This is a genomic window from Dactylosporangium sp. NPDC050588 (assembly GCF_040654975.1).
GTDB classification, from domain to species: Bacteria; Actinomycetota; Actinomycetes; order Mycobacteriales; family Micromonosporaceae; genus Dactylosporangium; species Dactylosporangium maewongense.
The window spans coordinates 1-23,082 of the sequence record NZ_JBFAJA010000099.1 but is presented as its reverse complement, the minus strand read 5'-3'; the positions used below and the strand labels follow the sequence as shown (position 1 = coordinate 23,082).

The following is a 23,082-nucleotide window of genomic DNA, read 5'->3' as shown; positions in this document are numbered from 1 at the left end:
AGCGTCCCGGGCGACCGGGCAGGATGGCACGATGACGATAGAGCTCTTGTACGAGACGCATTCGATCACCACGGACAACGAAGCGGGGATCGCCACCGGCTGGCTGCCGGGCGAGCTGTCCGCAACGGGCCGGGATCTCGCCCGGGAGCTGGGCTGGCGCCGCCGGGACGACGGCATCTCGGCCGTGTTCACGTCGGACCTGGCGCGCGCGGTGGAGACCGCCGAGATCGCGTTCGCGGGCTCGGGCATCCCGATCCACCGGGACGCCCGCCTGCGGGAGTGCGACTACGGCACCCTCAACGGCGGCCCGGTCACCGAGCTCGCGCGAATCAGGTCCAAGCACATCACCGACCCGTTCCCCGGCGGGCAGAGCTACCAGGACGTCGTCGACCAGACCCGGGACTTCCTCGCGGAGATCGCGCGGGACTGGCAGGGGCACAGGATCCTGCTGATCGCCCACTCGGCCAACCGCTGGGCCCTCGACCACCTGCTGCACGGCGTCGCGCTGGAGGACCTGGTCGACGCACCCTTCGCGTGGCGGGAGGGCTGGCACTACTCGTTGCCGTGAGAGGTGGCGGACAGTCAGCCTCCCACCTGGCCCGATCGTGTCGGTGACGCGGCGGCGCGTTGCTACAGTCATGCGCTCGACGAGGACGGGAGGGTGTCGTGACGTCCACGCCGCGCATCGTCGTCACCGTCGGCAGCGACGGGCAGATCAGCGCCGGGACCGAGGGCCTGCTCGGCGGCGAGCGCCTCGACTCCGTCGCGGTGCTGGAGGACCTGCTCGCCGCCCGCACCGTGCAGAGCGCCGGCACCGCCGACCACGCCCACGTCGACACGCCCGCCCTCGACGTGCGGCGGGATGTCGATCGTGCCTGACGCGTTCCGGCCATACACGCCTCAGTACGGGCCGAACCCGGCGGCGGATCCGAGCTGGACCGGGTGCGCCGGACCGTCGCCGAGCGCGGGCGGCGCGCCGGGTTCGTGAGCGTGGAGGAGTTCGCGTCCGCCGCCGGCCTGGCACCGCACGAGTTCGCCCGGCTGCGGGACCGGCTGACCTGCACGCGGCCGGCGACGCACTGGCAGCGGCCGCCTGAGGGCCGGGTGCCGGGCGGCGGCGTGGAGAATCGGGGCCGTGCACGACCTGAGACATGACCCCGACGGCGACGCGCTGCACTGGGTGGACGGGGCGCGGCTGCTGCGATGGCAGCCGGGCGGCGAGCCGGTCGACGTGACCCCGCCGGGCGTCAGCGTCGGCGGTGGGGCGCACGTCCACGGCGGCGGCGACTTCGTGGTCGCGCCGGACGCGGTCTGGTGCGCCACGCCCGACGGCTTGTTCCGGGACTCGGCGCTGGTCGCCGAGGGGGCGTTCGGCGACCTCACGCTCGGCGACGGTGAGCTCCTCGCCGTCCGGGAGGACGCGACCGGCGACGCGCTCGTGGCGGTCCCGCTCGACGGCGGCCCGCTGCGGGTCCTGGCGGAGGCGGCGGGGTTCTTCGGGTCGCCGCGACCGGCGGCCGGCATGCTCGCGTGGACGTGGTGGAGCGCGAAGGACATGCCGTGGGACGCGTGCGAGGTGTGGGTCGCCGGCTACGAGCCCGGCGGCGACATCGGCGACCCGATGCGCGTCGCGGGCGGCGGCGACGAGGCGGCGATCGAGCCGCGCTGGGGCCCCGACGGGATGCTGTACTTCATGTCCGACCGGACCGGCTGGTGGAACCTGTTCCGCCACGACGGCACCGCCATCGCACCGATGTCCACCGACTGCGCGGCGCCGCCGTGGGAGCTGGGCACCGCGTCGTACTGCTTCCTCGCCGACGGCCGGATCGCCATGCTGGTGCGCGAGGGCCCAGCCCACCGGCTCGTGCTCTCCGACGGCTCGGCCGTGCCCCTCCCGTACAGCATAATCAAACCCTGCCTGACGGCGTGGGGCTCCTCGGTGGCGCTGGTCGGCTCGGCGCCGGAACTCGGTCAGCAGCTCGCGATCGTGGACCCGGCCGGCGCTCGCACGGTCGTCGCGTCCGCTCTTGTCCCCGCCCCCTCGCGACTTCCGGTGCCCGTCGACGGCGACCGGTTGCTGGTGGCGCTGGTGTACGGCGCAGCCGGCGGCCCGACGGTCGTGCGCGTCCCCGCGGGCCCGCCGGACCTCGAGCAGGTGCGGCGCTTCAACGAGCACGGCTTCACGGTCGTCGACATCGAGGACTTCGCCGACGCCGCCGACTGCCGCACCGTGGCCGCGCACCTGATCGACTCCGGCCTCGCGACGCAGGTCTTCATCCACGGCGAGGGCATCGGCGGGCCGACGGCCCTGGAGGCGGCGGGCGGACCGTTCACCGCCGCGGCCGTCACCCCACCCGCCCCAGCGCCGCGCTTCCTCCGCCCGCTGGCTCGGCCGCCCGTCGACGCCGGCGCCCCCGTGCACCTCATCGGCGATGACTTCTCCGAAACGATCCGGTTCTTCGAACTCCATCGGGCTCGTTGACACTCCACGCGCGTTGACGGATAGCTTCGTGAAAGCGAAGCTATCTGTCATGGAGTTGGTGACGGTCGGGGACGCGGCCGCTCGACTCGGCGTCTCCACCCGCCAGGTGCAGCACCTCGTCGCGGCCGGCGTGCTGCGGTCCCTCGCGCGTGGTGTCATCGACGCGATGTCGGTCGAGCGGTATCTGGCGAGCCGGGGCAGTTACCGGTGGCGGGCCTGGTCGAGCCCGACCTCCTGGGGCGCCGTCGCGCTGCTGTCCGGCCACGACGCCGGCTGGGTCGGCACCGCCCAGCGGTCCCGCCTGCGCAGGCAGCTCCACGCGATGGCCGCCGAGGAGCTGGTGGGACGCGCCCGCGGCAGGGCGGTCGCCTCGCGATACAGCGGCCACACCAGCACCGCGGGCAGGCTCCGCGGTCACGTGGTGGACACCTCCCGGGCGAGCGAGGCGCTCGGCCTGACCGCGACGGCGGCTGTGGACGGGTATGTCGCCGCCGGCGAGCTCGACGCGATCGTCGCCCGCCACGGCCTGATCCCCGACGAGGCCGGCCCGTTCACGCTGCGGGCCACCGACATGCCCCTCGACGTCGTCGCCGAGCTGGCGGGCGCCGGACCGGTGCTGGCGGCGCTGGACCTCGCGGAGTCCCTCGACGTCCGCGAGCGCCGCGCCGGCCTCGACGCCCTCACCAGCGCACTGGCCCGGTTCCGTGACTGACCGCCGGACCGTCGACATTCCCGGCCCGCGCGGCGGCTGGCTGCCGCCGTGGCCCAACGTCGCCGAGATCGAAGCGGTCCTCCCGCACGAGCACTGGACGCTCGTCGGCGGCCTGATGACGCAGCTGCACTGCATGCACCACGGCCTCGACGTCGTGCGCGCCACCAACGACGTCGGTCAGGGCCAGGCGGCGCTGAGGCTTCTGACCGCTGGATGACCGTCAGGTTCGCGTTGGCGTGTCCGTCTGTTGGCGACGTTGCCTGCTCGGTGCGCGGCGACACGGCTACCGCCGGCGGCGGTGTGCGACGAGACCGGCGGTCAGGACGACGGCCACCGCGCCGAGCGCCCACGGGTCGCTGGACCGGCCGCCGAGGTCACGGTCCAGGAAGTGCGCGACCGCGTGGACGGTCGCGCCGACCGCCCCGCCGAACAGCGCCACGGACAGCCCGTCCCGCCAGACCAGGCTGATCAGGATCGCCGCGGTCAGTCCGAGCTCGAACGCGCCGATGTCGTGGAACAGATGCTCGTTGTACGGCGGGTACGTCGCGATGACGTCGTAGAACGAGCGCGGGGCGAAGAACGCCCACACTCCCGGCCCGCCGTTGATGATGGCGGCCAGCACGAGGGCTGCGGTCGTGAACGGGCTGCGTTTGGTCATGGGTGTCTGGACGTACGAGGCCCGCGAAACGTGACACCCCTGGGGCCGCCGTCGTCGCGGGAAAGTGTCGTACCTCGTGGATAGGCTCGGCTGCGTCGACGTGAGTTGGGAGGAGGTGGCACATGGCTTCGGACTTCGAGGAGCTCGCCGCCTTCCTCCGGCGGCCCGGGGTCGGTGAGTATCCGGTCGACGAGGTGCGGGAGTCCGTCTGCGGGTCGTGCGGCGGCGGGCGGTTCGAGGTGCGGGTGATGGACACGGCGAAGGCCGCCCGGCGGACGTGTCTGGGGTGCGGGCAGCACGCGTTCATCGCCGACAGCGTCGAATACTGGGACGAGGACGACGAGGTGCAGGTGGTCTGCGCCTGCGTGTGCGGCGAGGAGGAGTTCGCGGCGGCGGTCGGGTTCTCGCTGCGTGAGGATGACGACGACGTGCGGTGGATCTGCGTCGGGCTGCGGTGCCTCGCGTGCGGCCGGCCCGGCATCTACGAGGAGTGGCTGATCAAGTGGGGGCCCAGCAACTACCTCCTGGACCACGCATGAGGTCGTGTCCGGCAAATCACCCTGGTCGCAGCGGCCAGGAGGGAATCGGTCGGTGGTGGGCGAGGTTGTCGGCGGTATGACGACGATCGGGTTCATCGGAAGTGGGTTCATCGGCGGGACGGTGGCCCGGCTGGCGGTCGCGGCCGGGTATGACGTGGTGGTGAGCAACTCGCGGGGGCCGGAGACGCTGCAGGATCTCGTCGCCGAGCTCGGGCCGCGGGCGCGGGCGGCGACGTCGGCCGACGCGGCGGCGGCCGGGGACATCGTGGTGGTGAGCGTGCCGTTCAAGGCGTTCGACAAGGTGCCGGCAGAGCCGCTCAAGGGCAAGGCCGTCATCGACACCAACAACTACTACCCGCAGCGCGACGGCACGTTCGCCGAGCTGGACAACGCCGAGACGACCAGCAGCGAGCTGCTGCAGCGGCACCTGGACGGCGCCCACGTGGTGAAGGCGTTCAACAACATCTACTTCAAGCACCTCGGCTCGCTCGCCCGGCCCGGCCAGGCCGACGACCGCAGCGCGCTGCCGATCGCCGGCGACGACGAGACCGCGAAGCGCGCCGTGGTCGAGTTCCTGGACACCATCGGCTATGACGCCGTCGACGTCGGGACGCTGGCGGACGGATGGCGGTTCCAGCCGGACACGCCGGCGTATGGGCCGCCGTATGGCACGTTCGACGACCCGGTCGGCCACCGGGCCACCGCGGACCAGCTGCGGACGGCGGTCGACCAGGCCAAGCGCTGACCACCTGCCACGGACGCCCCGGCCAGCCACCAGGGCCGCCTGACCGGAGATTCGGGTGGCTGCCGGGCGCCTGCCCTGCTCGCCGGTCGTTGGTGCACCCTGCCGACCGCCCGACACGGGCGACCCCGCCAGCCAACGGGGCCGCCCGAGCGGAGATTTGGGTGGCTGCCGGGCGCCGGCCCTGCTCGCCGGTCGTTGGTGCACCCTGCCGACCGCCCGACACGGGCGACCCCGCCAGCCAACGGGGCCGCCCGAGCGGAGATTTGGGTGGCTGCCGGGCGCCGGCCCTGCTCGCCGGTCGTTGGTGCACCCTGCTGACCACCCGACACTGACGATCCGGCCAGCCACCTGGGCTGCGGTCGGGCGGTGACGATCAAGCGCAGGCCACCCCGGCCATCGCGCCGAGCGGTGACGACCAGGCGCGGCTCGGCCGGGCACCGACGACCGGCGAGCAGGGCGGCCGCTGACCGCCTGACACGGACGACCCCGCCAGCCACCTGGGCTGCGGTCGGGCGCTGACGACCAGACGCGGGCCACCCGGGCCATCGCGCTCAGCGGTGATGACCATGCGGGGCTCGGCCGGGCACCAACGCAGGCGGCGAGCTGGCCGTGAGCTGGTGACCGGATACGGTGGAGCGATGGACACGCTGGCGCGGTTGGGTGATGAGTACTTCCGGCTGCACTTCGCGGCTGAGCCGTTCGCGGCCACCGTGTTCGGCGTGGACGGGCACGACGCCGACGTCCCCGATCCCGGCAGGGAAGCGGCCGGCAGGCACCGGGCCGCGCTCCGGCAGGTCGACGCGGAACTCAAGGCGGTCGAGACGGCCGGGCTCGGCACGCAGGAGAAGATCAGCCACACGATCCTGGGCAGGCTGCTGCGGGACGAGCAGCGGATCTCCAAGGACGGCGTCAGCGAGGTGGCGGTGACGGCCAGCATCGCCGGGCCGGTCGCGCAGGTCGTTTCGACGATGCCGACGACGGGCGACGCGGCGTACCTGACCCGGCTCGCGAAGCTCGGCGGCTTCTTCGACGGTCACGTCGCGCGGTACCAGCAGGCCGCGCAGGACGGGCGGTTCCCCACGGCGCTGGGCGTGCGGCAGGCGATCGCGCAGGTCGACGCGTACCTGAGCACGCCGCTGGAGCGGGACCCGTTGCTGCAGCGCGACGTCGCGCAGACGAAGCAGGCCGCCGACCTGGTCACGGAGCACGTGCGACCGGCGTTGCGGCGGTTCCGGATCGTGCTGGACGAGCAGTTGCTGCCGGTCGCCCGCACAGGGGAGCAGGTCGGGTTGTGTCACGTGCCCGGCGGCGCCGACGGGTATCGCACCCTGATCGCGGCGTACACCACGACCGAGCTCGGGCCGGAGGAGATCCACCAGATCGGCCTCGACCTGGTGGCGGGGCTGCGGGAGGAGTTCGCCGACCGGGGTGGGCGGGCGCTGAACGCCAGGAGCGCGGACGACGTCATCACACGGCTCAGGGACGACCGGGAGCTGCGGTTCGACAACGCCGGGCAGATCGTCGACGCCGTCACGACGGCGCTGCGTAATGCCGAGGAGGCGGTGCCGGACTGGTTCAGGAAGTACGACACGGCGCCGTGCGTGGTGCGGGAGATGGACGCCGCCGAGGCGGAGAACTCGGTGCTCGGCTACTACGTCGCGCCCGCCGCGGACGGTTCGCGGCCCGGGGCGCACGTCGTCAACACGTACCGGCCGGAGTCGCGGGCCCGGTTCGAGTACGAGGTGCTCGCGTTCCACGAGAGCGTGCCGGGGCACCACCTGCAGATCGCGGTCGCGCAGTCGCGGGCGGACCTGCCGCGGTTCCGGCGGTTCACCTACTTCGACGCGCACGGCGAGGGTTGGGGCCTGTACACGGAGCGCCTCACCGACGAGATGGGCCTGTACACGTCGGAGCTGAACCGGCTCGGCATGGTGTCGTTCGACGCGTGGCGGGCCTGCCGGCTCGTCGTGGACACCGGCATGCACCATCTGGGCTGGTCGCGGGACCGGGCGATCGCGTACATGCGCGACAACACCGCCCTGTCGGAGACCAACATCGCCAACGAGGTCGACCGGTACATCGCGATGCCGGGGCAGGCCCTCGCGTACATGCTGGGCCGGCTGCGAATCCAACAGCTGAGGGAGCGGGAGCGGGCGGCGCTCGGGCCGGCGTTCGACATCCGCGCGTTCCACCACGAGGTCCTCGCCCACGGGCCGCTGCCGCTCGACACTCTCGAGGACCTGATCACGTCCCGCTGGTAACTTTCACGCCGAAACCATTTCGGCAAGCGTTTCGGAGGCAGTTCGCCACACCAACGCATTGACACGCATGAGCAACGTTGGCACGGTTCCGAAAAGGATTTCGGCAACCGGCAACGGAAGGAACCGCGCTCATGCTGCGAAGACTCGTCCTGCCCCTCGCCACCCTCGCGATACTCGCCGGCGGCCTCACGGTGGCGGAGACCGCCGCGCAGGCCGCCCCCGGACAGAGCGACAACCTGGCCCGGTCGGCCAGCGCCAGCGCCTCGTACACCTCGCCGTGGGAGAGCATCGCCGCGGTCAACGACGGCATCGACCCCGCGAATTCCAACGACACCGTCAACCGGCGCTGGGGCACGTGGCCGAACACGGGCGAGCAGTGGGTCCTGCTCACGTGGGCGTCGACGCAATCCATCCGCTCATCGGACATCTACTTCTTCGACGACGGTGGCGGCGTCCGTACGCCCGGCAGCTGGCGCCTGCAGTCGTGGAACGGTTCGTCCTATGTGGACGTGGCCGGCGCGTCGGGCTATCCCACGGCCGTGAACCAGTACAACGCCGTGAACTTCACCCCGGTCAGCACCAGCCGGCTGCGGCTCGTCCTGCAGAGCGGCGCCGCGTCGGTCGGCGTGCTGGAGTTCCGGGCGTACAGCACCGCGATCGGCACCACGCCGCCGCCGACCAGCGGCTGGAACCCGCCCGCGAACCTCGTCACCCCGCTCAACCAGGTCTGGCAGCACGTCGAGTCGACGTATTCCAACCCGTACGGGTTCCGCAACTACGGCTGGGACCAGGTGTTCGCGAACCGGGGCAGCATCAATTACTGCGTCCGTTGGGATTCCAGCGCCCCGGTGAGCGCCGCGCTGCGCGACCAGATCCACGCGTCGCTGGCGCGGCAGTTCAAGAAGTGGATGGACGTGATGGCCGGGCACAACGGCTGGCCGTACCAGAACGTGCCGCTGAAGGTCGTCGGCTGGGCGGTCCGCGACCGGGCCACGCTGCAGTGGTCCGACAACTCGGTCGACGTCTACGTCAACAACATCCGCGAGAACGCGCCGCAGTGCTCGGAGCCGTGCGGCCGGTTCTTCAACCAGAGCGGCAACTACCCGAACTGCCCGGGCGGCGCCTCGCACCACTACGACATGTCGCTGTGGCTGACGGCCGGGATGAACGGCGGCGCCGGCGGCGATTGGGGTCAGCGCGTCGGCAGCGAGTACTTCGTCGGCGCCCTCAACAACGACAACATCCACATCCTGCTGCACGAGATAGGCCATAGCTTCGGCCTCGACGACTTCTACGACTGGACGCCCACCGGCGTCGGCGGCTTCCTCATGAAGGCCGGCTCGGCCTCGTCGATCACCGAGTTCGACGCCTGGATGCTGCGGGACTGGTGGCGCCACCTGAAGAGCCGTTACGGGTATTGATCACCCAGCTGACGCGGGTGCCGTGCCTTCGCGGCACCCGCGTCATAGCGCCTGCAGCTTGTCGGGGTTGGCGACGTTGTAGATGCCGGCGATGCGGCCCTGGTCGTCGAGGTCGAGCGTCATGGTGCCGATGACCCGGCCGGCGCCGCGGAACACGATGCCCGGTCCGCCGTTGAATTCCATGAGGTCGACGCGCATGTCGGCGAGCTCCACGTTTTCATAAGCCCGCTGGCCGAGCGTCGCGAACCAGGCCGCGACCCGCTCGGCGCCGGTGACCGGGCGGGTCGCCTGGCGCACCTTGCCGCCGCCGTCGGTCCACAGGGTGACGTCCGGCGCGAGCAGCTGCATGAGCGTGTTGATGTCGCCGCCGGTCGCCGCGGCGAAGAACCGCTCGGTGACCTGGCGCTGGGTGGCCTGCCCGGCGTGAAACCGGGGGCGGCGGGCGTGCACGTGCTCGCGGGCACGGTGCCCGACCTGCCGGACGGCGTCCTCGGAGCGCTCGACGGCGGCGGCGATCTCCGCGTACGTGAACCCGAACGCCTCCTTGAGCACGAAAACGGCGCGCTCCAGCGGGCCCAGCGTCTCCAGCACCACGAGCAGCGCCATCGACAGCGACTCGCCGCTGTCCGTGCCCGGGTCGGTGGGGATCGGCTCCGGCAGCCACGGCCCGACGTACACCTCCCGCCGGGACCGCGCCGACCGGAGCCGGTCCATGGCCACGTTCGTGACGATGCGGACGATGTACGGCTTGGCGTCGGCCACCTGTGAGCGGTCCACGGCGGACCACTTGAGCCACGCGTCCTGGACCGCGTCCTCAGCGTCGGACGCGCTGCCGAGGATGCGGTACGCCACGGAGAAAACCAATCGGCGATGGATTTCGAACTCGTCGGTCATCATGATCAGTACAGCACCAGGACGCCGACGACCGGAGCCATGTACATCAGCGGAAACATCACGTGTGAGTAGGACCTCGCCCGCAGGACGGTGATGACGGCCCCGGTGAAGTACAGGACGAGACCGATGCCGGCCGCCACGCCGACGGCCGGGACGAACAGTCCGGCCAGCAGCCCCAGTACACCCGCCGCCTTCGCGACGCCGAGCCATGGCCACCACGTGGCCGGGACGCCGTAGGCCGCGAGCGGCTCGACGACCCACTTGGCCCGCATGAAGACCGACACGGCGGAGAACCCGACCCAGAGTGCTGCGGCGATGGTGATTGTCGTAGTCATGACCGCGGGACGGATGCCGGGGCGCCGAACGTGACACGCGAGTGTCATCCGTCACATCACCCTGCGGAAGAAGTTGCATCACCATGCAGTGTGATGCATATACTTACGGCATGTCCAAGGTGCTCACCTCCCTGCCCGTCGGTGAACGTGTCGGTATTGCCTTCTCCGGCGGCCTGGACACGTCCGTAGCTGTCGCGTGGATGCGCGAGAAGGGCGCGGTGCCCTGCACCTACACCGCGGACATCGGGCAGTACGACGAGCCCGACATCGCCTCGGTCCCCGGCCGCGCCGGCGCGTATGGCGCCGAGATCGCCCGCCTGGTCGACTGCCGCGCCGCCCTGGTCGAGGAGGGCCTGGCCGCGCTCGCCTGCGGCGCGTTCCACATCCGCTCCGGCGGCCGCACCTACTTCAACACCACCCCGCTGGGCCGCGCCGTCACCGGCACCCTGCTGGTCAACGCGATGCTCGAGGACGGCGTCCAGGTGTGGGGCGACGGCTCCACGTTCAAGGGCAACGACATCGAGCGCTTCTACCGGTACGGGCTGCTGGCCAACCCCGCGCTGCGCATCTACAAGCCGTGGCTGGACGCCGCCTTCGTCACCGAGCTCGGTGGCCGCAAGGAGATGTCCGAGTGGCTGCTCGCGCACGGCCTGCCCTACCGGGACAGCACCGAGAAGGCGTATTCCACCGACGCCAACATCTGGGGCGCCACCCACGAGGCGAAGACCCTCGAACGCCTCGACACGGGCATCGAGATCGTGGAACCCATCATGGGCGTGCGTTTCTGGGACCCCGCGGTCGAGATCGCCCCCGAGGACGTCACGATCGGCTTCGAGCAGGGCCGCCCCGTCACGATCAACGGCAAGGAGTTCGGCTCCGCCGTCGACCTCGTCCTGGAGGCCAACGCCATCGGCGGCCGCCACGGCCTGGGCATGTCCGACCAGATCGAGAACCGCATCATCGAGGCGAAGAGCCGCGGCATCTACGAGGCCCCGGGCATGGCCCTGCTCTACACCGCCTACGAGCGCCTGGTCAACGCGATCCACAACGAGGACACCGTCGCCGCGTACCACAACGAGGGTCGCCGGCTGGGTCGCCTGCTGTACGAGGGCCGCTGGCTGGACCCGCAGGCCCTCATGCTCCGCGAATCCCTCCAGCGTTGGGTTGGCTCCGCCATCACCGGCGAGGTCACCATCCGCCTGCGCCGCGGCGAGGACTACTCGGTCCTCAACACCACGGGCCCCGCGCTGAGCTACCACCCCGACAAGCTGTCCATGGAGCGCACCGAGGACTCCGCCTTCGGCCCGCTGGACCGCATCGGCCAGCTCACCATGCGCAACCTCGACATCGCCGACTCCCGCGCCAAGCTCGAGCAGTACGCCCGCATCGGCATCGTCGGCAGCGGGCAGCACCGCCAACTCGTCTCCGCGACCGAGCAGTCGACCCGCCTGATCGGCACCATGCCCGAGGGTGGCGCGGAGGAGATCGCCTCCCGCGGCAAGGCCGCCACCGGCGACGAGTTCCTCGACGCGGCCGCCATGGAGGCCGGCACCGACTGATCCGTCCGCACTGCCTGGCGGGGACCCTTCGTGGGTCCCCGCTTTGCTGTTCACAGTCGGCGTTCCGACACATCACTGCTGTCGCTGATTGACGTCTGCGCAGTTCAGGCGGCCGGAGTTCAAAATCCGACTCCTTGCGTGAGCTGGCTAACGTGCGACCGCATGCGGGGGGTTCCTGCCCCCGTGTCCGATTGATGAGGACGTGATGTGATGCGCAGACAGATACAGGCAGCGCTGACGACCGCCGTGCTGAGCGCCGCCGCGCTCGTGCCGGCGTCGGCAGCCCACGCGGCCAGCCGCTGCAACGACCCGGTGCCGCCGCCGTCGTGCGTCGGCGAGCCGCCGGAGAGCACCGACGACTCCCCCGTCGGCACGGTGACGTTCACCAACCTGGGCACCGCGGTGCGGGCGACCGGCTGGGCGCTCGACCCCGACGGCGGGCCGCTGCAGGTGCGGGTGGCCATCGACGGCACGATCGTCGGCGGCACCACGGCCAACCTGCCCAACGGCACCAAGAACAACGGATACGACGTCACCGTCGCCCTGCCCACGATGCCGGGCGACCACCACGTCGTGGTGTCGGTGGCCAACTGGCCGGACGGGACCACACCGGTCGCGTTGAACCGGGTCCTGGGCTTCACCGACGTGAACGTGGCGCTGCCGGGGCCGACCGACCTGCAGCTGTCGGCCGGTGTTCACTCGCTCTGGTTCAACTGGACCGACAACGCGACCACGGAGACCGGCTTCTACCTGTCGATCAGCTGGGACCAGACCGTCTGGAACGACAAGGGCCAGCCGAGCCGGGTGCAGAGGAGCAACACCTGGTTCCTGCCGGCCAACCCCGGCACCGGGCCGATGTCGCACTTCGTCGACGGGTTCCCCGAGAACACGTACTACCTGGCCAGCGTCTACGCGGTCCAGGACGGCGGCATCCGCTCGCGGGCCGCTACCGGCAACGTCCGCACCACTGAGTAACCTCCGGCACAGCAACGGCGGCACCCGGCCATCCGGGTGCCGCCCCGCCGCTGTTTACGGCAGCGGCGCCTTCGGCAGGGACGGCGCGGAGTTGAACACCTGCACCCCGGCCTCGTTGTCCCCGTCGAACGGCGTCACCGGCCCCTGCCCCGCCCCGAGGCAGAAGTCGTCCCCCGCCGGGTCCGCGAACCACATGCCCACGTGCCCCAACTCCTTGCGCACCCGCTCCTTGCCGACCAGCGTCGAGGAGAACGCCTCCTCCGCGATCATCCGCAGCTCGGTCCGCCCCTTGCCGTACTTGTCGGTGAACACGTCCCCCACGTACTCGGCCGCCCCGAACGGCGCCGCCGGCACTTCGAGCAGGAACACCGTGAACGCCGTGTTCGCCGGCCCACCGCTGACCCTGACGTCGAAGACATCGAACCCCTTCACATCGGTCTCCAGCGCGACACTCACGTCGACCTTGACCTTCGGCATGCACTTCGCCAGCTGCTCCGAACTGGGCGCCAGCTTGAACTTGACGACCTCAGCCTTCTTCCCGCCGGTCGACGTGTAGTTCCCGACCTTGTCCAGCTCGACGTCCCCGTACATCGCCCCATAGCCGACGAACGCCGCCGCCCCCGCGACCGCCCCGACCGTCAGCAACGCAAGACCCTTGACCACTCCCATGACTCCGACCTCCCACTGGGCTCCACAGCGGCGGTTCCGCCGTCGGTTACCCCCAGAGCACGGGCCCCGCGCCGCCCCCGTTCACCACCCCCGATGTCATGACCTCGACAACCAGCCACTGAACCGGGCGTCACTCGATGGCGTCGACCTCAGCCCGCTTGCGGTACTCGGCCAGCGCCGCGTCGAGCCCTTCGGCGTACTCGTACAACCCGATCCCGTTGTAGCTGTGACCCGCCTTCTCCAGCAGGTCGATGAGCCTGAGCAGCTCGTCCTTGCGACCCTGGGTCATGGCACTGTAGACCTTCGCGAACGCGTCGTGCTCGGCGAGCGACGCCGCGTGCCGGCTCCGTGGGTCGGTCTCCAACGCTTTCATGACCTGCGACCACGCCTCGGTGCGTTCGCGGGTCAGCTCCGCCTGCCGCATCGCCAGGTCATGGTCGGTCTGCATGCGGATGCGGCGCTGCCAGTACGGTTGCATGCTCTCGCGGACCCGCGGATCCGGCAGCACGAAGACCGACGGGCGGCAGGTGAGCTGCTCGGCGGGCGGACCCATGATCCAGTCCTTGGCGGCAAGGCGCTTGTTGAGGTCCTGTTCGAGCTCGTGCGCGCGGTGCGGCTCAAACGAACGGGCGACCCGCTCGGTGCGCAGGCGCAGCGCGTCCAGCACGTCGGGTGTGTACGCGCCGAGCAGCTCCTCGAACCGCAGGCGGGTCATGCGCACGGCGTGCCAGGTGAGCGTCGGGCGCACTGTGAAGTCGAAGGCATCACCGCGCGCCGCCAGCGCGATCGACGCGACAGGCCGGCAGTCGGTCAGCTCGGCCTCGACGCCGGTGCCGGCGAGGGTGGGCTGCCACCAGTCCGCGAAGCGGCGGAACCACCCGCTGGCCGGTTCGTTGAGGGCGAAGGTGTCGGTGCTCATGGTGTCGTCCTTCCAAGCATGCGGGCGATGGTGGCGAGAACCGGGTTGTCCGGCATGGTGCGCTGCCAGAAGGAGCGCAGGTAGAACTCGGCGCGACGGTTGATCGGACCATCGCGCAGGACGTGGCCGAGCAGGTCGCACAGCACGTCGGCGAGGCTCGGGTCGGTTGCGGCGAGGCCGATCCACTTCTCGAACACCGACCACGCCTGCCTGGCGGTCACCGGGTGTAGCAGCGCGCCGGGCCACAGACCCGCATGGCCCGCGGCGGACAGCTCGCCCGTCTCCGTCTGTCGCAGCAGCGCCGGCCAGCCGTCGATGTCGACGTCCGCCAGCTGCACCAGGCATCGACTGGCCATGGTGCGCACGTTCGCGATCGGGGATGCCGGCCAATGAACCAGCCGCTGCATCACCTCCACGCCGTTGGTCTTGTAGATGCCGCGGACTCCCACAGGGATGGCGTTGCTGGTGCGTTGCATGTCGTCGAGGGCCGCGCGTTCCAGCACCGTCAGGGCTTCGAGGGGGAAGTGCCGCCGGAAGGTGTTCGTGGCGTACGTCCGGACCGCCGTGTCGCGGCGGTTGCCCGGCTGTGCCACCCATCGGGCGACGCAAGCCAGCACCCGCTGGGCGAGTTGCGGGTTGTGAATCGCGAGCTCGCAGGCGAGGGCGGCGCCCTCACGCCTGGAACGCTTCTGGTCCACGGCCCACTTCTCCAGCAGGTCCCGGCGGACGTGTTCGAAGTCGTACTCGCACAGCAGGCCCGCGGCCGCAGCGACGGGGCGGGCGTCGCCGGTCGTGACGAGGTCGTCGAGCCAGTCCAGCAGCGGCTGCCGGGCCGTGTCGTACTCGTGCCAGGCGACGTCGAGCAGACCGCGGACCAGGCCGGGCTGGCGGAGCCGGGCCACCCTCGCCACGCCCGCGCTGCCGGTCGCGTCCGCGGACGCCTCGCCGCGCATGTCGTCGAGCAGGTCGTCGAGGCGGTGTTCGAGGACGGTCGGGCTCGCCGGCGTCCGGCCCGCGGCCTCATCGAGCCGGCTGCTCAGCGCACCGGTCGCCTCGAAGACCCTGGTCAATGGGTAGCCGTTGAACACGGCGAATGCAAGACGTGCGGCGCGACGGTGCTGTGCCAGCCGTCGGGCGTGATATCCGTCGCGGCTCGGCGCCACGTCCAGCAGGTGCGCCGCCTTGGCGCGCAGCGCCGCCCGGTTTGCCAGCAGGTCGGCGGCCGCACTGTCGTCGGGTAGGAGGTCGGCGAACTGTCTCGCGAACCGCACGGCGTCCATCATCGTGGTCACCGACAGTTCCCGCACGTGCTGGGTGCGGCAGCGATCCACGTACAGGCGGACGCATTCGCCCTCGCAGGCTGTACAGGTGGCGATGCAGCGACCCCGGTCGCCGAGCCTGCGCTCGAGCCAGACGAGGAAGACCTCCCGCTCATCGGGGCGCTCGTGCTCGAGGTAGTACTCGGCCAGTTGACCGCTGCCGGCGGCGCCGACGAGCACGACGGCCGCACGGGCACCATGGGCGAGGTTGGACAGCTGGGCCAGGTCGAACGGCTCCGGTTCGACGCCCGTGGGCAGCTCGACAACGTGCCCGTGGTCCGGTCTGAGCAGGCCACGGTCGGAGAGGTACGCGTGGATCGGCTCGTCGCCGGAAAGGTGGAGCTGGGCGATCCGCTCCGGTGCGTGGGTCCGGGCCAGCCCGACGAGCGCGGCGGTGAGCCGTCCGCTGCCGACGGGTCCGCCGAGGTACGCGACCGGGCGCCGGATGAGCTTCTCGGCCAGGCGGTCGGGGGTGCTCGTCGCGGCGTAGGTGTGCACCAGCTCCAGCACCGTGCCGCTGTCCAGCGGCTGGTTGACGAACCGGCGGCGGGCAGCGCCGGCACCGACGTTCAGAATGGCGCCGATCGAGGTGGCGCCCGCCCCGATCGCAGACGGCCCGGAGAACTCGGAGTCCAGGATGCCGTAGGACCGGATCATGTTGGCGGACAGCGATCGCACCTCGTCGTCTTCCGCGGCGGCCTCCGGCTCCGGCTGCGGCGCCTCCGGCGATGCCGGTTCCGGGGCTGACTGCTGCTCATCGACGGTGGTCACCGACTCGCCCCGCCTTCCCATGCGCCGTGAACGGTGCCGATAGCGGTGCCGCCGGGCCCGAACACCGTCGGCCCGTGGGTGGTGACGCCGCTGATCTGGTACGTCGCCGGCGTATCCGCGGGTGCGGCGTTCTGCTGTACCGGCCGGCTCTGCTCGACCGGCGCAGCCCACGGCACCGTGCTCACGTCCTCGTCGGGCACGCAGATCCAGGCGTTCATGGCCAGCTGCTTGACCGCCACCCGGACCTGGGCGAACCGTTCGGGGCGCAGTCCGCGGTACCCGTGCCGGACGACGTCGTGGAAGATGCTGCGCGACACGATCAGGGCGACCGACGCGCGCGGGAACGTGTCCAACGCCTGCCGGAGCGGGTCGGCGTCCAGCAGCCGGCACACCTCGACCACGGCCTCGCCGGGGAAGCCGTTGGCGCCGGTCAGGTGGACGAGACCCTGGTGGATCGCGACGCGGAGGCGGACCTTCGCCTCGGGCAGCAGGCTGCGATTGTGCTCCCGCAGAATCCGGTCCAGCGCCGGCACGAAGTCGGCCACGACCGTGAGCTCCGAGGTCTCGGCCGGCAGGATCGCCAGCTCGCCGTCGCCGCTCTGTTGCGTGGTCCAGTCCTCGCGCCGCAGCCCGATGCTGGCGACGGCCTCGGCCATCACCTCACGGAAGAGCTGCTGTGCCCGGTACTGCCGCAGGTTGTCGCGCGGGCTGTACCGCTCCATGTCGACCGCGACGAGCACACAACGTCTGGGATGGTCCGGCTCGGACATCGCCGCCGCCTTTCACCGTCGATCGCCGCACGGCGGACACCGGCGACCGCTCTTGTATATCGATGAATGACGCTGGAAATTCCGTCGAAATACGGCATGCGGAACCCGTCCTGCGAGGCAATGTGCTGCCGCTGTACCCGCTTCGATAGATGCATGACCGAACCGCTGGAGCCGCTGGAAGACCTCCGCATCGCCATGACGATGGGTGCCGCCGCCCAGTCGTCGATCCAGCACGCCGACACAAAAGCGGCGGTGCTGCTGACGGGGCTGACGGGCGCCGCCGCCCTGGCCGCCACGCAGCCGGAGCTCGGCTCGGCGGCGGTCCACGCCGGCGTGGCGCCGACCGTCTGCGTGATCGCCCTGGCCACGGTCACCGTCACCAGCGCCTTCGTCGCCGGATGGCATCTCGGCCGGTGCCTCCTGCCGCGCCTAACCGGCCCTGACGGTCCGACCCGCAACCGGTTCGCACTGTCGGATCTCGGGGCAGGCCAGGATCCGGTCGACCCAGCCCCGGTTGAGCGGCAACGGCAGGAGGCGTGGGCGGCGTCCGCACTCCTCGCAGGTATCGCGATGCGGAAGTACGAGGCGATCAGGTCAGGACTGCCATGGGTGGGGGTCGCGGTCGCCGGATCGGTCGGCTGGCTCTGCCTCGCCTCCATGATTGGCGGACAGTAGCCGCACCACTCCGGATGGTATCGTCGCCTGTCTATCAACACCAGCGCCTGCACGCGGAGGGTGACTGCAGATGAGCGTCGTCGACCTCGCCACCGCCACGTGGGCACCCGGCACCTTCCTGCACCGGCTGGCACCACCGGCGCGGGACCAGCTACGGGCCATGGCCCCACGTCGCTGGGTCGCGCCCGGCACGGTCCTGATCAGCCAGGGCGCGCTGGAGCACCACGTACTCCTCCTGCACAGCGGCATCTCGAAGATCACCGCTCTGACCAGCGACGGCGTCGAGTCCCTCCTGGCGATCCGGGTCAGCGGCGACCTCATCGGCGAGATGTCCGCCCTCAACGACCTGCCCCGCTCCGCGACCGCGACCGCCTGCACCCCGCTGGCGTACAGCGTGATCCGCCGCCCGCAGCTGCGCGCCTTCCTGGAGCAGGAGCCGAACGCCGCGCTCGCCCTGGCCGGCATGGTCGCCGACCGCCTGCGCTGGGCGAACCAGTTCCGGGTCGACTTCACCGCTTACCCCGCCAAGGTCCGCGTCGCCCGGGTCCTCGTGAAGATGGCCCTGGCGTACGGCCGCCGCACCCCGGCTGGCCTGGAGATCGGCTTCGAACTGACCCAGTCGGAGCTCGCCAGCCTGTGCGGCGCCGCGGAGGTCACCGTCCAGAAGTCCCTCCGCGACTTCCGCCGCACCGGCTCGATCGCCACCGGCTACCGCACCGTGACCGTCCTGGACCTCGCCGCCCTCCAACAGGCAGCGGAGTTGTAGTAGGAAGAACAACCATGCGGTTGCGGAGGCTCGGCTTCGACATCGCCAGCCGCACGGCGACCGTGCCCCCCATCCGTCAGCCACCCGCCACAGTCCTACCACCTCACCCAGGCACGTCAATGGTTCGGCCAAGCGCTGCTCAAGGCCACGATGCTGCTGGACAGCCACCCGGGCCACGAGTCGCTGATGGTCCTGCCGGACTTCCCGCGCTACCGCGACCTCACCACCCGCACCCGCTCCGGCCGCCACGCCGCGAACCTCCACGTCGTCCTGCTCGACCCGAACGGCACCTTCACCAGCGAGCACTGGAAGCCCTGACCGGCTAATGGGCCGTCTCGGCACGGTGCGGGCGGGCGAGCCAGAGGCCCGTGCCGTACATGGTCAGGCCGAGGGCGATGAACGTGCCCGCCACCGCGTACTGGAAGCCGGCCGGCATGTACGTCGCCAGGAACCAGCTGTGGTGGAGCTTGTCGTTGGCGACGAAGATCGCGGCGATGATGCCCTGCGGGAGCAGGGGGATGGCGCCGAGGCCGAAGCACCAGCCGGCCACCGCCTTCTGGGTGTTGCTCAGGTGGTCGAAGCGCAGGGCCTTCTGCGTGATCGGCTTGCGGCCGGTGCGCATCGTGTCCAGCAGCTCGGGGCCGTGGGACGCGAGGCGGCGCTCGGCCAGCGAACCGAAGAACCAGAAGCACGCCGCGCCGGTCAGCAGGCCGACCGCGACGCCCGCCCAGCCGAACCAGATCGCGACCAGCGCGGCCGGGGTCGCCGCCAGCAGGACGAGGGCGATCATCAGGTACGCCAGGCCCGTCAGGCCGCCGTCGTTCTCGCTGGTGCGCAAAGGGTTGCCGGCGCGGCGGTGCGGGTCGGTGCCGGGGATCAGGGCGTACACCGAGACGAGCGGGATCAGGCCGGCGGCGCCGCCCAGCAGCGCGGGCAGCAGGGCGAGGACCAGCGGCCACGGGCCGCCCGAGACCGCGGTGAAAACCAACGTGACGAGGATTGCCAGCGGGGCCTGGACGGAGAGGAACGCGAGCTGGCGGCCGCGGACGTCGGAGGCGTCGGCGAGCAGGGTGAGCCAGAGGGCGGTGCCGTCGGTGCCGTACAGGTTGGAGGACATCGCGGCGGCCATGACGACGAAGATGGGGCCGGCGTAGGGGAGCATCCCGTTCCAGCCGATGAGCAGCGGGCTGGCGGCGAAGCAGACGCCGTAGGAGAGCGCGAACGCCAGCTGGTGGTTGCGGACCAGGTCACGCGACCAGGTGAGCAGCTCCTTCGCCACCACGGCACCCGCGGGGGACGTGGGCCGCACAGACCACGCGCCGCGGCCCGACGAAGGGCGGGAACGCCGGCCGAGCAGCGCCGCCCAGAGCGCGAGCAGCACCAGTACCGACGCCGCCAACGCTGCCAGAGCCCACCAATGACCGCGGGCGGCCTGCACGCCCCATGACGACGGGAGATATCCAACGAACGATGGAATTCCGGTCTCGCCGAACGCGGCGAAGAACACCCAGACCTGCCCGAGCGCCGCCAGGATCGCCCCGTTGACAAGGCCGGAGCCGACCGCCCCGACCCGCGACCGCAGCGCCAGTCCGACGACCGCCACGCACACCTTCGACAGCAGCACGAAGACCGCGAGTTGCAGCAGCGTCGCCGGTACCGCCAGCAACACCGAACCGGAGCGGATTCCGACAACGAGCAGACCGAGCAGCGCGGTGAACGACACGAGCGGCGCGACACCGACGAACGCCGCCGTCAGCAGGCCCATCGCCAGGCGCCGCCGGGGCAGCCCGAGCAGCGCGAAGTACTCCGGCCGGACCGTCTCGTCGCCGCCGCCCATGAAGACGGGGCCGAGCATCCAGCCGAGCATCCAGACCGCGTACCCGGCGGCGAGGAGGCCGGCGTCGACGAACGCCAGATAGATCGTCCCGGCCGCCAGCACCGCCCCGAGCAGCGCACCGGTGCCAGCCGTCTGCGCACGCGGCCCGCGGAAGGCGTGCCGCAGGATGGCGAACTTCATCTGCGCCATGGTCACTTCGACAGCCACGACAGCTCCTTCTTGGTCTGCTCGGTGCCCACCAGCCCGACGAACGTGTCCTCCAGCGACCGCCCACCCCGCACCTCGTCCAGCGGTCCGGCGGCGACCACGCGGCCCGCATCGACGACGGCCACGTGATCGCAGAGCTGCTCGACCAGCGCCATCACGTGACTCGACAGCACGATCGACCCGCCGCCCGCCACAAACCCACGGAGGATGGATTTGATGGTCGCCGCCGACACGGGATCGACCGCCTCGAACGGCTCGTCCAGCACCAGCAACCGCGGCGCGTGCAGCAGCGCGGTGGCCAGCCCGATCTTCTTCCGCATGCCCGTCGAGTACTCGATGACCAGCGCCTTCTCGGCGGCGTCAAGCTCAAGCACGGCAAGGAGCTCGTCGGCCCGCTCGGCGACGGTCGCCCGAGGCATGCCGCGCAGGAGCCCGATGTACGTGAGCACCTCCCGCCCGGTCAGCCGCTCCGGCATGGCGAGCCCGTCGGGAAGGACGCCGACCAGCGCCTTGGCCTGCGCCGGCGCCGACCAGACATCCGCCCCGAAGATGCTGGCGGTGCCACCGTCCGGCCGCAGCAACCCGACCGCCATCGACAGGGTCGTGGTCTTCCCGGCCCCGTTCTGCCCCACCAGCCCGTAGAACGACCCCCGCGGCACCGCCAGGTCAACCCCAGCCACGGCGGCCTTGTCCCCGAACCGCTTGACCAGCCCCCGAATATCCAACGCCGTTTCCATGCCGTCGACGGTACGGACGGATCGACCCCAGCGGATTGCCTCTGCCTACCTGACGGGGGTGGAGATAACTACACCACCTACGAGCAGCGGGCGGCCTCGAAGGTCTGGTGGCCGCGGCCCGACTGACAGCGCTGGGTGCGTTCGCCCGAGACGAAGCGGAAGCGGCCGTCGGTCTCGCGGTGCAGGACGACGCGGTAACGCATCGCCTTGATGGAATCGTCGCCGAGCTTGGTGAGCGTGACGGTCAGGACCGGGTCGTCGTCGGTCTTGTCGCGGTGCAGGTAGATGGCGACCGGGCCGTCGAAGCCGCGGTTCAGGTTCAGCAGTTCCGCTACGGTGCTGTCCGCCGTCTCTGCCCAGGCCGGCGCGGTGGCGTCGATGTGGGCGTTGAAGCCCGGCGCCGCCAGTACACCTCCCGCGTCGACGGTGACCTGGTCCGGCCACGGCGCTCCGGGCGCCTGGGTCGCGGGCGGGGTCCAGGGGGTCGCGCCGGGTTGCTCGATCGCGTCGCTGCAGCCGGCGAGCAGGAGCGCGATCAGGACAAGAGCCATCACTCGGTTCTTCACCGAACAAAGACGCGCATGATGCCGATCAGGTTTACCGCACTTATAGTTGCCGATCGATCACACCAAGCTAACATTGATGACGATGTACGTCCCGATCCTCAAGGCACGCAAGGGCGAGTTCAGGGCGATTGCGGAGCTGGCCGCCCCACTCGCCCCGCTCGTCATGCCGGTCTTCGAGGTCGTCCCCACGGCGAACGGCCCGGGCAAGGACCTGTGGTCGTTCAGCCTGAAGGTCGCGGACTCCGTGCCCGAGGGCCTGCTGATCGCCGTCGACACGCACCGGCTCGCCGTGCCGCTGTCGGGAATCCACAGCCCGTTGGATTACGTCGCCCACGATCTCGCGGCGTTCGGCGTCCCCATGCTGCCCGTCGTACACCTGACGGATCCGCCCGCGCAGTTGGCGGTCGCCGCCCACGCCGCCCGGCTCCACCTCGGCCGCGCACTCGTCCGCCTCACCGGCGACCCACCCGAGGGGCCGATCCTGGCGCCCGGCCTCCCGCCGGAGCAGTGCGACCTGTTGCTCGACATGGCGTCGGTACTGTCGGACCGCGACCTCACCCGCACCGAGCCCCTCGTGCGGAAGTACCTCGCCTGGGCCCACCGAAGACCGTGGCGCTCGATCACCGTCGCCGCCGGCGCCATGCCCGCCATCCTGCCGCGCCACACCCCGACGGAGATCCCCCGCTGGGACCTGGCCCTGTGGCACCGCATCGAGGACCCCGACGTCCAGTACGGCGACTACGGCATCGCCCACCCGCAGACCACCAACCCGCGCTGGCGTCCGAGCCCCAACCTCCGGTACACCGGCGACACCACCTGGCAGATCTACCGCTCCCCCGACCTCGACATGTACCACCTGTGCCGCGCGGTCATCTCCTCAGACACCTGGCCCGGCACCGGCTTCTCCTGGGGCGACGCCGAGATCGCCGCCCGCGCCGCCGGCCGGCCCGGCCCGGGCAACGCCACCAACTGGCGCGCCTGGGGCACGTCCCACCACCTCGCCCACGTCGTCCACCAACTCACCCGGCGGTAGTCGCCGGTCCGAAAGGGAACCGCCCGGCACCCTGGGGAACGGGTGCCGGGCGGTGTTGGTGCTGTGTGGGCTAGGCCGAGATGTCGAGGAACGAGGCCCAGCTGTTGTTGTACTCCGCGAAGTTCGCGTGGTTGTCCGCGGAGCGGGTGTAGACCTGTGTCGAACGGTTCGACACGTTGAACAGCACCGAAGGCGCGGAGACAGCGGCGCCGCCGATGTTGTTCCAGCCGGA

At 71.0% G+C, this 23,082-nt stretch carries 26 protein-coding genes; 16 read left to right on the top strand and 10 right to left on the bottom strand.

Annotated features, from left to right (window positions below; translation table 11 throughout):
* The first annotated feature begins 31 nt into the window (after positions 1-31).
* From AB0I21_RS47865 to AB0I21_RS47840, 6 genes are all read left to right on the top strand, one after another.
* Positions 32-568, top strand: a complete 537-nt coding sequence (locus AB0I21_RS47865) for a histidine phosphatase family protein (RefSeq protein ID WP_360571212.1) — start codon at positions 32-34, stop codon at positions 566-568.
* Positions 569-666: 98 nt separating this feature from the next.
* Positions 667-879 carry a DUF2997 domain-containing protein gene (locus AB0I21_RS47860; protein ID WP_360571210.1) on the top strand — a complete coding sequence of 71 codons (213 nt, stop codon included), beginning with the start codon at positions 667-669 and terminating at the stop codon, positions 877-879.
* Between the two features lie 63 nt (positions 880-942).
* The gene (locus AB0I21_RS47855) at positions 943-1,155 is read left to right on the top strand and encodes a hypothetical protein (protein WP_360571208.1); all 213 of its coding nucleotides are present in this window, start codon (positions 943-945) and stop codon (positions 1,153-1,155) included.
* Positions 1,136-2,482 carry a S9 family peptidase gene (locus tag AB0I21_RS47850; RefSeq protein ID WP_360571206.1) on the top strand — a complete coding sequence of 449 codons (1,347 nt, stop codon included), beginning with the start codon at positions 1,136-1,138 and terminating at the stop codon, positions 2,480-2,482. The genes AB0I21_RS47855 and AB0I21_RS47850 overlap by 20 nt, the downstream gene beginning before the upstream one ends.
* 49 nt (positions 2,483-2,531) lie before the next feature.
* Entirely contained in the window at positions 2,532-3,194 is a 663-nt protein-coding gene (locus AB0I21_RS47845; protein WP_360571205.1) for a hypothetical protein, read from the top strand.
* Positions 3,187-3,411, top strand: coding sequence for a hypothetical protein (locus AB0I21_RS47840; protein ID WP_360571203.1), 225 nt, complete (start codon positions 3,187-3,189; stop codon positions 3,409-3,411). Before AB0I21_RS47845 ends, AB0I21_RS47840 begins: the two co-directional genes overlap by 8 nt.
* Before the next feature lie 66 nt (positions 3,412-3,477).
* Here AB0I21_RS47840 and AB0I21_RS47835 read toward each other — a convergent pair whose 3' ends face one another.
* Positions 3,478-3,852, bottom strand: coding sequence for a hypothetical protein (locus tag AB0I21_RS47835; RefSeq protein WP_360571201.1), 375 nt, complete (start codon positions 3,850-3,852; stop codon positions 3,478-3,480).
* 122 nt (positions 3,853-3,974) lie between these two features.
* Between AB0I21_RS47835 and AB0I21_RS47830 the strand changes: the two genes are divergently transcribed.
* The 4 genes from AB0I21_RS47830 to AB0I21_RS47815 all read left to right on the top strand — a co-directional run bounded on the left by AB0I21_RS47830 (position 3,975) and on the right by AB0I21_RS47815 (position 8,818).
* A complete protein-coding gene (locus tag AB0I21_RS47830) occupies positions 3,975-4,391 on the top strand; it encodes a hypothetical protein (protein WP_360571199.1) in 417 nt (138 codons plus the stop codon).
* A gap of 76 nt (positions 4,392-4,467) precedes the next feature.
* Positions 4,468-5,136, top strand: a complete 669-nt coding sequence (locus AB0I21_RS47825) for an NAD(P)-binding domain-containing protein (protein ID WP_360571197.1) — start codon at positions 4,468-4,470, stop codon at positions 5,134-5,136.
* 638 nt (positions 5,137-5,774) lie between these two features.
* Positions 5,775-7,397 carry a DUF885 domain-containing protein gene (locus tag AB0I21_RS47820; RefSeq protein ID WP_360571195.1) on the top strand — a complete coding sequence of 541 codons (1,623 nt, stop codon included), beginning with the start codon at positions 5,775-5,777 and terminating at the stop codon, positions 7,395-7,397.
* Positions 7,398-7,528: 131 nt separating this feature from the next.
* Positions 7,529-8,818 carry a cellulose-binding protein gene (locus tag AB0I21_RS47815; RefSeq protein ID WP_360571193.1) on the top strand — a complete coding sequence of 430 codons (1,290 nt, stop codon included), beginning with the start codon at positions 7,529-7,531 and terminating at the stop codon, positions 8,816-8,818.
* Positions 8,819-8,860: 42 nt separating this feature from the next.
* On the opposite strand, the gene AB0I21_RS47810 is transcribed toward AB0I21_RS47815, so the two are convergent.
* On the bottom strand, positions 8,861-9,712 hold the full coding sequence (locus tag AB0I21_RS47810) for an RNA polymerase sigma-70 factor (protein ID WP_360571191.1): 852 nt from the start codon (positions 9,710-9,712) through the stop codon (positions 8,861-8,863).
* Between the two features lie 5 nt (positions 9,713-9,717).
* Positions 9,718-10,047: a DoxX family protein gene (locus AB0I21_RS47805; RefSeq protein WP_360571190.1), complete on the bottom strand. Its 330-nt coding sequence runs from the start codon at positions 10,045-10,047 to the stop codon at positions 9,718-9,720.
* Between the two features lie 110 nt (positions 10,048-10,157).
* On the opposite strand from AB0I21_RS47805, the gene argG reads away from it, so the two are divergent.
* Together argG and AB0I21_RS47795 are read left to right on the top strand one after the other, a co-directional pair.
* Entirely contained in the window at positions 10,158-11,606 is a 1,449-nt protein-coding gene (gene argG / locus AB0I21_RS47800; protein ID WP_360571188.1) for an argininosuccinate synthase, read from the top strand.
* A 210-nt stretch (positions 11,607-11,816) separates the two neighbouring features.
* On the top strand, positions 11,817-12,581 hold the full coding sequence (locus AB0I21_RS47795; protein WP_360571186.1) for a hypothetical protein: 765 nt from the start codon (positions 11,817-11,819) through the stop codon (positions 12,579-12,581).
* A gap of 54 nt (positions 12,582-12,635) precedes the next feature.
* Here AB0I21_RS47795 and AB0I21_RS47790 read toward each other — a convergent pair whose 3' ends face one another.
* The 4 genes from AB0I21_RS47790 to AB0I21_RS47775 form a co-directional block, all read right to left on the bottom strand.
* Positions 12,636-13,250 carry a hypothetical protein gene (locus AB0I21_RS47790; protein WP_344514900.1) on the bottom strand — a complete coding sequence of 205 codons (615 nt, stop codon included), beginning with the start codon at positions 13,248-13,250 and terminating at the stop codon, positions 12,636-12,638.
* 130 nt (positions 13,251-13,380) lie between these two features.
* On the bottom strand, positions 13,381-14,169 hold the full coding sequence (locus tag AB0I21_RS47785) for a hypothetical protein (RefSeq protein ID WP_360571184.1): 789 nt from the start codon (positions 14,167-14,169) through the stop codon (positions 13,381-13,383).
* Positions 14,166-16,259, bottom strand: a complete 2,094-nt coding sequence (locus tag AB0I21_RS47780; RefSeq protein WP_360571182.1) for a hypothetical protein — start codon at positions 16,257-16,259, stop codon at positions 14,166-14,168. The genes AB0I21_RS47785 and AB0I21_RS47780 overlap by 4 nt, the downstream gene beginning before the upstream one ends.
* A complete protein-coding gene (locus tag AB0I21_RS47775; RefSeq protein WP_360571180.1) occupies positions 16,256-17,029 on the bottom strand; it encodes a hypothetical protein in 774 nt (257 codons plus the stop codon). Before AB0I21_RS47775 ends, AB0I21_RS47780 begins: the two co-directional genes overlap by 4 nt.
* A 66-nt stretch (positions 17,030-17,095) precedes the next feature.
* Here AB0I21_RS47775 and AB0I21_RS47770 point away from each other — a divergent pair, with 66 nt between their 5' ends.
* From AB0I21_RS47770 to AB0I21_RS47760, 3 genes are all read left to right on the top strand, one after another.
* Entirely contained in the window at positions 17,096-17,704 is a 609-nt protein-coding gene (locus tag AB0I21_RS47770) for a hypothetical protein (protein WP_360571178.1), read from the top strand.
* 70 nt (positions 17,705-17,774) lie between these two features.
* Positions 17,775-18,470 (top strand): Crp/Fnr family transcriptional regulator, encoded by a 696-nt coding sequence (locus tag AB0I21_RS47765; protein WP_360571176.1) that lies wholly within the window; start codon positions 17,775-17,777, stop codon positions 18,468-18,470.
* Between the two features lie 150 nt (positions 18,471-18,620).
* Positions 18,621-18,788, top strand: a complete 168-nt coding sequence (locus tag AB0I21_RS47760; RefSeq protein ID WP_360571174.1) for a hypothetical protein — start codon at positions 18,621-18,623, stop codon at positions 18,786-18,788.
* Between the two features lie 4 nt (positions 18,789-18,792).
* Here AB0I21_RS47760 and AB0I21_RS47755 read toward each other — a convergent pair whose 3' ends face one another.
* From AB0I21_RS47755 to AB0I21_RS47745, 3 genes are all read right to left on the bottom strand, one after another.
* Positions 18,793-20,514 (bottom strand): hypothetical protein, encoded by a 1,722-nt coding sequence (locus AB0I21_RS47755; RefSeq protein WP_360571172.1) that lies wholly within the window; start codon positions 20,512-20,514, stop codon positions 18,793-18,795.
* The gene (locus AB0I21_RS47750; protein WP_360571170.1) at positions 20,499-21,251 is read right to left on the bottom strand and encodes an ABC transporter ATP-binding protein; all 753 of its coding nucleotides are present in this window, start codon (positions 21,249-21,251) and stop codon (positions 20,499-20,501) included. The genes AB0I21_RS47755 and AB0I21_RS47750 overlap by 16 nt, the downstream gene beginning before the upstream one ends.
* A 77-nt stretch (positions 21,252-21,328) precedes the next feature.
* Positions 21,329-21,802, bottom strand: a complete 474-nt coding sequence (locus AB0I21_RS47745) for a hypothetical protein (RefSeq protein WP_360571168.1) — start codon at positions 21,800-21,802, stop codon at positions 21,329-21,331.
* A 91-nt stretch (positions 21,803-21,893) separates the two neighbouring features.
* On the opposite strand from AB0I21_RS47745, the gene AB0I21_RS47740 reads away from it, so the two are divergent.
* A complete protein-coding gene (locus AB0I21_RS47740; RefSeq protein ID WP_360571166.1) occupies positions 21,894-22,850 on the top strand; it encodes a beta family protein in 957 nt (318 codons plus the stop codon).
* The last annotated feature ends 232 nt before the right edge of the window (positions 22,851-23,082 follow it).

Excerpts from the sequence above, each read along its gene's own strand:
- AB0I21_RS47765 (WP_360571176.1), top strand. The coding sequence starts at position 17,775 with ATGAGCGTCGTCGACCTCGCCACCGCCACGTGGGCACCCGGCACCTTC.
- AB0I21_RS47795 (WP_360571186.1), top strand. The coding sequence starts at position 11,817 with ATGCGCAGACAGATACAGGCAGCGCTGACGACCGCCGTGCTGAGCGCC.
- AB0I21_RS47745 (WP_360571168.1), bottom strand. The coding sequence starts at position 21,802 with ATGGCTCTTGTCCTGATCGCGCTCCTGCTCGCCGGCTGCAGCGACGCG.
- AB0I21_RS47760 (WP_360571174.1), top strand. The coding sequence starts at position 18,621 with ATGCTGCTGGACAGCCACCCGGGCCACGAGTCGCTGATGGTCCTGCCG.
- AB0I21_RS47785 (WP_360571184.1), bottom strand. The coding sequence starts at position 14,169 with ATGAGCACCGACACCTTCGCCCTCAACGAACCGGCCAGCGGGTGGTTC.
- AB0I21_RS47825 (WP_360571197.1), top strand. The coding sequence starts at position 4,468 with ATGACGACGATCGGGTTCATCGGAAGTGGGTTCATCGGCGGGACGGTG.
- AB0I21_RS47810 (WP_360571191.1), bottom strand. The coding sequence starts at position 9,712 with ATGACCGACGAGTTCGAAATCCATCGCCGATTGGTTTTCTCCGTGGCG.
- AB0I21_RS47805 (WP_360571190.1), bottom strand. The coding sequence starts at position 10,047 with ATGACTACGACAATCACCATCGCCGCAGCACTCTGGGTCGGGTTCTCC.
- AB0I21_RS47830 (WP_360571199.1), top strand. The coding sequence starts at position 3,975 with ATGGCTTCGGACTTCGAGGAGCTCGCCGCCTTCCTCCGGCGGCCCGGG.
- AB0I21_RS47750 (WP_360571170.1), bottom strand. The coding sequence starts at position 21,251 with ATGGAAACGGCGTTGGATATTCGGGGGCTGGTCAAGCGGTTCGGGGAC.
- AB0I21_RS47845 (WP_360571205.1), top strand. The coding sequence starts at position 2,532 with ATGGAGTTGGTGACGGTCGGGGACGCGGCCGCTCGACTCGGCGTCTCC.
- AB0I21_RS47820 (WP_360571195.1), top strand. The coding sequence starts at position 5,775 with ATGGACACGCTGGCGCGGTTGGGTGATGAGTACTTCCGGCTGCACTTC.
- AB0I21_RS47865 (WP_360571212.1), top strand. The coding sequence starts at position 32 with ATGACGATAGAGCTCTTGTACGAGACGCATTCGATCACCACGGACAAC.
- argG (WP_360571188.1), top strand. The coding sequence starts at position 10,158 with ATGTCCAAGGTGCTCACCTCCCTGCCCGTCGGTGAACGTGTCGGTATT.
- AB0I21_RS47790 (WP_344514900.1), bottom strand. The coding sequence starts at position 13,250 with ATGGGAGTGGTCAAGGGTCTTGCGTTGCTGACGGTCGGGGCGGTCGCG.
- AB0I21_RS47770 (WP_360571178.1), top strand. The coding sequence starts at position 17,096 with ATGACGCTGGAAATTCCGTCGAAATACGGCATGCGGAACCCGTCCTGC.
- AB0I21_RS47740 (WP_360571166.1), top strand. The coding sequence starts at position 21,894 with ATGACGATGTACGTCCCGATCCTCAAGGCACGCAAGGGCGAGTTCAGG.
- AB0I21_RS47775 (WP_360571180.1), bottom strand. The coding sequence starts at position 17,029 with ATGTCCGAGCCGGACCATCCCAGACGTTGTGTGCTCGTCGCGGTCGAC.
- AB0I21_RS47815 (WP_360571193.1), top strand. The coding sequence starts at position 7,529 with ATGCTGCGAAGACTCGTCCTGCCCCTCGCCACCCTCGCGATACTCGCC.
- AB0I21_RS47835 (WP_360571201.1), bottom strand. The coding sequence starts at position 3,852 with ATGACCAAACGCAGCCCGTTCACGACCGCAGCCCTCGTGCTGGCCGCC.